Below are 6,854 nucleotides of genomic sequence, written 5' to 3'. Positions count from 1 at the left end.
TCACCGTCGCGATCGATGACTACATCGCATGGTTCAACACCGAACGAAGCCACTCAACGCTGAAGGGCCTGAGCCCGGTTGAATACCGGGCTCAGGCCCTTGCCGCATAGCCCCGTTACGATCTCACTTGGCCAGTCCAACTTCCGGGGGTCAGTTCACGCGGTGGGGGCGCTTTCGTTTCCGCGCTCCCGACGCCACACACCTTTTCGCCGCATCACACACGAGTTCGCTGTGGAAAAAGTGTGTGGACTCGAGATGACGGGTGTGTTCTCATATCGTCCACAGCTCGGTGGTTATCCACAGCCTCGTCGCGGAACACACACAAGCGACGTCCGCCTCGCCTCTCCGACGGCACGATGCCGGATGTGGACCCACACATCATCCGACGCGCCGAGGCACTGCGACTCGGGGCCGCCGACCATCAACTGCAGCGGCAGTGCCGGACCGGGACGTGGCGGCGACTCCGGCCGGGGCGTTACGCCCCACGGGCCGAGTTCGACGCATTACGAACGACACAGGCTACGGGCCGTGGAAACCCTGCGGGCTGCATCCACGGATGCGGTTCTCAGCCACCAGTCCGCGGCCGTCATCCATGGGCTGGATCTATGGAACACCCTGCTCGCCGTCGCGCACCTGACCCGCAGCCGTCCGACCGGCGGCCGACGCACTCGGCACCGCCACGTCCACTCCGCGACACTGCAGCCCGACGAGGTCACCGAGGTCGACGGACTCGCCGTGACAACCGTGGCGCGGACGGTGGCGGATCTCGCGCGGACGCTGCCGTTCGAGCAGACCGTCATCGTCGGTGATCACGCGCTCCATGCGACGGGACTCACGTCCGACGACGTGGCCGCTGCGGCGGACAGGATTGCACCGCATGCCGGACGTCGCCGCGTCCACCGCGTCCTCAACCAGCTAGACGGACGCTCCGAGAGCGTCGGTGAATCCCGCAGTCGGGTCTTGATGTTGCGCGAACAGTTGCCGGTCCMGGGCTGCCAGCCGAACCTCTACGCCGCCGACGGCGATCATCTGGGTCGGGTGGACTTCCTGTTCGAGGAGGTCGGTGTCGTAGGCGAATTCGACGGGCGCGGCAAGTACGGCCGCCTCGTCCCCGACGGACAGGTTCCGGCGGACGTTGTGTGGGCGGAGAAGCGCCGCGAGAACGCTATCCGGGACGCCGGCTGGCAGGTGGTGCGGTGGACCTGGGACGAGCTCGAGATCCCGAACGTGGTCGCCCGACGGATCCGTGATGCCGTCAAGAGGGCCCGGCTCTCACCGCCTCCGAACGGACGCGTCGAACACACTCCGCGTCCTTGACCGAATCACACACCGATTGCCAGCGTCACACATCCTTTCACCATCGAGTTCGTGTGTGATGCCGACAGAAAGTGTGTGACGTGCGACGAGCGCCCTACGGCCGCCACAGCTCCAGGCGCGGCACGTCCGGTGTCTCGAAGCCGAGCACCTGCCCGTAGAACGACAGCTCCGCTTCCCGAGCGCTGACGATCGTCTCGAGCTTCCGGAATCCGTGGGACTCGCCGTCGTACGCGAGGTACGCGTGAGGGATGCCCTTGCGCAGCAGCGCGCTACGGAATCGCTCGGCCTGGGACGGCGGGACGATCGGGTCGGACAGGCCCTGCAGCAGCAGCACCGGGCAGGAGAGCCCGTCGACGTTGTTGACCGGCGCCCGCCGCGCGTACAGGTCGGCGGCCTCGGGCAGCGGTCCGATGAGGCCGTCGATGTAGCGGGACTCGAAGTCGTGGGTCTCCTTCACGAACTCGACCAGTTCGGCGACGCCGTAATACGAGACGCCGCAGGCGAACACGTCCGACGTGGTCAGGGCGGACAGCACGGTCCAGCCGCCGGCCGAGCCGCCCTCGATCGCGAGACGCGCGGGATCGGCCAGACCGGCGTCGGCGAGCCCCCGCACGGCGGCGACGGTGTCCTCGACGTCGACGATCCCCCACTGTCCACGCAGCCGGTTGCGGTATTCACGACCGAACCCGCTCGAACCGCCGTAGTTGACGTCGACGACGCCGATACCGCGGCTCGTGAAGTACGCGTACACCAGGTGCACGGCCGGTGCGACGTGCGCGGTGGGGCCACCGTGCACGAACGCGACGTACGGCGGCAGTTCGCCGTCGGGCGCCTCGTAGTTCGGGTTCCGCGGCGCGTAGGCGATCGCGTGGACCTCGCGTTCGGGGCCTTGGAAGGTCAGGGACTGCGCCTCGGGCAGGTAGGCGACGTCCGGCAGGTCGTCGACCGACATTCGCACGTCGGTGAGCTCGCCGCTGTCCGGGTCGAGCAGTCTCAGCCCGGAGGCGACGCGGGCTCCGCCGCACCGCAACAGGATCCGCCGTCCGTCGACGTCCGCGATCTGCACCGAGGAGATGCCGTCGAGCGGGATGTCGTGGAGCGCACCGGTGGCGGGATCGAGCACGGCGAGGGTGTCGGTGCCGACCGTGCGGGTGGTCAGCAGGGTGCCGTCGCCGAGGTCGGCGTACCAGCGGGCACCGAGCTGCCACAGCGGGGCGCCGAAGTCGGCGTCCGTCGGGCAGATCGGTGTCACGGTGCCGTCACCGAGCGCAACGCGATGGAGGTTCCACCAGCCACTGCGGTCGCTGATCACGTGCAGTGTCGCGTCGTCGACCCATTCGGGTTGCAGGACGGATTCCTCGGCGCCGCCGAGCAGAACGTCGACCCGACCGGTCGAGAGCGTCAGCACACGCAGTTCGGTTCCGTCCCAAGGCATCTGCGGGTGATTCCAGGCGATCCAGGCCAGCCGGGTCCGGTCCGGGGACAACCGTGGGTAGGCGAGGAAATCCGAGCCGCCGACGATCGAGCGCACCGCGGCCGGGTCGCCGGCGGCCGATCCGTCGAGGGGGATCGCGCAGATGTCGCGCATCGGCGACGGGCCGCGGTGGACCTCGCGCACACACCACACCTCGTCGCCGACGATGGTGAGATCCCCGTAGCGGTCCGAGGACGGGGTGGGCGACATCGGGGTGATCGGCACCGGCGCAGCGTCGACGCGCGGGTCGAACCGGTACAGCCGCTGGTCGCTGAACTCGGCGAACACCAGCACCGAGTCGCGGGCCACCGTCCAGGCTCCGCCACCGTATTCGTGGACGCGGGTGCGCGCGTTCCACGGGACCGGCAGGACGTCGGCCGGTTCACCGTCGGGTCCGAGCCGGCGGATCGCGGTCCGGCCGCCCTCGGTGGGGCGCTGCTCCGACCACCACACCTGATCTCCGACGAACCGGCCTCCGTCCACCGGGTGACCGCTGGCCGCCAGGTCGGCAGCCGCGATGGGCGACGTCCACGAGCCGTAGGGGGCGACGGTTCGAGCGGCAGATGTCATGCGCACACCCTAGCCAGGAATATCGCGGGGACACCGCCGCGCGACGTACCGTTTCCTCATGCCCGCGCAGCTGCCCCCGCGGTTCACCGACGCCCCGATCGCCCGCATGGCRACGGTGACCGAGGACGGCGACCCGCACGTGGTGCCGGTGGTCTTCGCGGTGCTCGGAGAGACGATCTACACCGCGGTCGACGACAAGCCGAAGAGCACCCGCCGGCTGCGTCGGCTCGCGAACATCACCGCGACCGGACGCGTCAGCCTGATCGTCGACCACTACGACCACGATTGGACGCGACTGTGGTGGGTCCGCGTCGACGGCGCCGCACGGATCCTGTCCGGTGACAGCAGCGAGGGCCGGTCCGCGATCGACGCGCTGGTCGCGAAGTATCCGCAGTACCGATCGATGCGCCCCGCCGGTCCGGTCGTGGCGATCGGCGACGTTCGGTGGCGGGCGTGGTCGGCGTCGTGAGCGCGGCGGCGTCCGTCACGTCCACGGGCCTCGACGGACCTTTCCCGCACGCGTCCCGACACCCACGATCAGCGCCCCCACCAGGCCGAACATGTCCGATTTCGGCGCCGCTCCGGAGTGGCCGCTCGTGGGCGGCCGATTTCCGTTTGCGCGCGAGTGGAATCATGGTTGCGTGAGCACTCCAGATTCCGTCCGCAACCGTCGGCCGCAGCGCGCTCTCGAGCAGTCCACCAAACTGCAGAACGTGCTGTACGAAATCCGCGGGCCGGTGCATGCGCACGCGGCGCGACTGGAGTCCGAGGGGCACCGAATCCTCAAGCTCAACATCGGCAATCCAGCCCCGTTCGGATTCGAGGCACCCGATGTGATCATGCGCGACATGATCGCGGCTCTGCCGTACGCGCAGGGCTACTCGGAGTCCAAGGGCATCCTGTCCGCACGGCGCGCGATCGTCACGCGGTACGAGCTGGTACCCGGCTTCCCGGAGCTCGACGTCGACGACATCTACCTCGGCAACGGCGTCTCCGAACTCATCACGATGACGATGCAGGCACTGCTCGACGACGGTGACGAGGTCCTGATCCCGGCTCCGGACTACCCGCTGTGGACCGCGATGACGAGCCTGTCGGGCGGCACCCCGGTGCACTATCTGTGCGACGAGCAGAACGACTGGAACCCGGACATCGCGGACATCGAGTCCAAGATCACCGAGAAGACCAAGGCGCTGCTGGTCATCAACCCCAACAACCCGACGGGCGCCGTCTATTCGGCGGAGGTGCTCTCGCAGCTCGTCGACCTGGCCCGCAAGCATCAGCTGCTGCTGCTGTCTGACGAGATCTACGACAAGATCCTCTACGACGACGCCAAGCACATCTCGCTGGCCACGCTCGCGCCCGACATGCTGTGCCTGACGTTCAACGGGCTTTCGAAGGCGTACCGCGTCGCGGGCTACCGCTCCGGCTGGGTCGCCATCACCGGCCCGAAGGACCACGCTGCCGGGTTCCTGGAGGGTCTGGATCTGCTGGCGTCCACCCGCCTGTGCCCCAATGTTCCGGGTCAGCACGCCATCCAGGTTGCGCTCGGCGGGCACCAGAGCATCGAGGATCTGATCCTGCCGGGCGGCCGGTTGCTCGAGCAGCGTGACGTCGCGTGGGAGCGGCTCAACATGATTCCCGGCGTCTCGTGCGTCAAGCCGCGCGGCGCGCTGTATGCGTTCCCCCGGCTGGATCCGAACGTCTACGAGATCCACGACGACGAGAAGTTGGTGCAGGATCTGCTGCTGCAGGAGAAGATCCTCATGGTCCAGGGCACCGGTTTCAACTGGCCCGATCACGACCACCTGCGCATCGTGACGTTGCCGTGGGCGCGGGATCTCGCGGTGGCGATCGAGCGGTTCGGCAACTTCCTGTCCAGCTACAAGCAGTAGCCCGTCGGACCTGTCCGCCCGGCCCGGATGCAGGTGCACCCGATACCTCGGAAGCACCTGCATCCGAACGTGATCCAGGTGATCGCATGGTGGGCCGACACGCTATTTTCCCTCAACCCTGCGGGATCGCCCCGGTATGGGTAGATTGACCGATTGGCACCTCTGAGTGTCCGTAAGCGCCTCGTCTTGCCCCCTCCCCCCTGGGCGACGAGGTATCGGTGGCGGGGACGACCCCCCCTGCTCCCCGCCACCGTCGCTTGCCACCGCCACCGCTAGCCTGATCCGGTGCAGAGGCCGATCCGATGACATCCGAAGCCCTCCACGGTCATGGCCACGGCCACGGCCATTTCGAAGGCCCGCTCCCGGTGGGCCCGACCGCTGCACGCGTTGTGGTCGGACTGCTCGTCGCGATCGCAATCGCCGTCGTCGCGGCGGCCGCGATCCTGTGGCCGGGCAAGCAGCACATCGAGATCCCGCTGCCGTTCCAGAACGCGGGCGGTGGAGCCGTCACCACCGAGGCCGGCACCGTCGTCRCACAGGACATCACACCGTGCGGCAGCCCGTCTGCGGGCCGGGCGTTTCCGGGCGATCCCACACCTCCCCCGACCGGTAGTTCGTTCGATTGCCGACGCAGCCTGGTGACGATCGACTCCGGCCCCAACGAGGGAACCCGGACGCTACTCGAGATCGTGCCCGGTCCGGGGCAACCGAATCTGAGCGTCGGTGAGCACATCCGGCTTGTCCGGCAGACGGATTCGTCCGGCACCCCGATCTACTCGTTCAACGACTACTCCCGCGGGCTTCCCCTGCTCCTCGTCGTCGCGGCGTTCGCCGTCGCGATCATCGCGGTTGCCCGGTGGCGGGGTGCGCGGGCGCTCCTCGGACTCGGGATCACCTTCGGCGTCCTCGTCGTTTTCACGCTGCCGGCACTGCTCGACGGAAAGCCGGCGATGCCCGTCGCACTCGTCTCGGGCGCGGTGATCCTGTACGCCGTGCTCTACCTGGCGCACGGCGTGAATCTACGCACCAGCGCGGCTCTGCTCGGCACGCTCGCCTCGATGCTCGTCGCAGCCGTCCTGTCCGTCATCGCGATTCGGGTGACGCATCTGACGGGACTGTCCGAGGAACAGAACACCAACGTGCAGGCCTACATCCAGCAGGTCAGCATCACCGGACTCCTCCTGGCCGGCTTCATCATCGGCTCGCTCGGTGTGCTGAACGACGTCACGATCACGCAGGCGTCGGCGGCCTTCGAGATCGCGTCGATGGACGAGGCCGCTTCCCGGCGAACCATCTTCACCTCCGCAATGCGGGTGGGACGCGACCACATCGCCAGCACGGTCTACACCCTGGTGCTCGCGTACGCCGGCGGTGCGCTTCCGCTCCTGCTGCTGTTCAGCGTCGCGGGTGGACCCATCAGCGACGTCCTGACCGGTGACGCCGTGGCGATCGAGATCGTCCGATCGTCGGTCGGCGGCATCGCACTCGCGCTCTCCGTGCCCCTGACAACCGGGATCGCCGCGCTCCTCGCCCGGCCCCGGCTCGCCGCTCCGTCACCGCGGCGGCGTACAGGCGGGCGTCACGCGCGCTGACCGACC

General features: G+C 68.3%; 6 protein-coding genes. 5 read left to right on the top strand and 1 reads right to left on the bottom strand.

The annotated features are described in order from the left end of the window. Both AB4Z09_RS13795 and AB4Z09_RS13790 read left to right on the top strand, forming a co-directional pair. Positions 1-110, top strand: a 110-nt coding sequence (locus tag AB4Z09_RS13795) for an IS3 family transposase (protein WP_442239977.1), incomplete at its 5' end; no start/stop codon positions are given. 418 nt (positions 111-528) lie between these two features. After that, positions 529-1,317 (top strand): hypothetical protein, encoded by a 789-nt coding sequence (locus tag AB4Z09_RS13790; protein ID WP_442239974.1) that lies wholly within the window; start codon positions 529-531, stop codon positions 1,315-1,317. 94 nt (positions 1,318-1,411) lie between these two features. Here the strand turns inward: AB4Z09_RS13790 and AB4Z09_RS13785 are convergent, their stop codons facing one another. Continuing rightward, a complete protein-coding gene (locus AB4Z09_RS13785) occupies positions 1,412-3,361 on the bottom strand; it encodes a S9 family peptidase (RefSeq protein ID WP_174913108.1) in 1,950 nt (649 codons plus the stop codon). A gap of 58 nt (positions 3,362-3,419) precedes the next feature. On the opposite strand from AB4Z09_RS13785, the gene AB4Z09_RS13780 reads away from it, so the two are divergent. From AB4Z09_RS13780 to AB4Z09_RS13770, 3 genes are all read left to right on the top strand, one after another. Then, positions 3,420-3,830, top strand: coding sequence for a TIGR03668 family PPOX class F420-dependent oxidoreductase (locus AB4Z09_RS13780; RefSeq protein ID WP_174913110.1), 411 nt, complete (start codon positions 3,420-3,422; stop codon positions 3,828-3,830). A 172-nt stretch (positions 3,831-4,002) separates the two neighbouring features. Beyond that, positions 4,003-5,256 (top strand): pyridoxal phosphate-dependent aminotransferase, encoded by a 1,254-nt coding sequence (locus AB4Z09_RS13775; RefSeq protein WP_114721752.1) that lies wholly within the window; start codon positions 4,003-4,005, stop codon positions 5,254-5,256. 302 nt (positions 5,257-5,558) lie between these two features. Beyond that, positions 5,559-6,848 carry a YibE/F family protein gene (locus tag AB4Z09_RS13770; RefSeq protein WP_442239973.1) on the top strand — a complete coding sequence of 430 codons (1,290 nt, stop codon included), beginning with the start codon at positions 5,559-5,561 and terminating at the stop codon, positions 6,846-6,848. The last annotated feature ends 6 nt before the right edge of the window (positions 6,849-6,854 follow it).

The organism is Rhodococcus sp. TAF43, assembly GCF_052113525.1.
Classification (GTDB): domain Bacteria; phylum Actinomycetota; class Actinomycetes; order Mycobacteriales; family Mycobacteriaceae; genus Prescottella.
This window is presented reverse-complemented; position numbering and strand designations above follow the sequence as displayed.

Excerpts from the sequence above, each read along its gene's own strand:
- AB4Z09_RS13785 (WP_174913108.1), bottom strand. The coding sequence starts at position 3,361 with ATGACATCTGCCGCTCGAACCGTCGCCCCCTACGGCTCGTGGACGTCG.